The 237-nt window shown below is 31.6% G+C and carries 1 pseudogene; it reads right to left on the bottom strand.

From position 1 onward, the window contains the following. Nucleotides 1-237: pseudogene (locus ACY2RW_RS16365) on the bottom strand (Na(+)-translocating NADH-quinone reductase subunit C); the annotation flags it as partial.

Here is a 237-nt window from a genome sequence, read left to right as displayed (position 1 = left end):
TCAATTAAATAAGCATCATCACTTTCAGAAATTTTATCTCCTTCTATTACACTTTGTTTTTTGATGTATTTATTAAACTCATCACCTGCAACTGCTGTTGATACAACAGTGGCACTAGATTCGTCATTTTCATTTACACCCATAGCATACAAACTATTTTGCTGCTTTTCTATACGTTCGTTTTCTTTACTAGTTGGTTTTAAAGAAGATGCTAAAAAGACCCACAAAAAACCAACA

Source organism: Polaribacter sp. 2305UL8-11 (assembly GCF_058147165.1).
The sequence above is the reverse complement of the archived record's forward strand: the minus strand, read 5'-3'. Positions and strand labels throughout refer to the sequence as shown.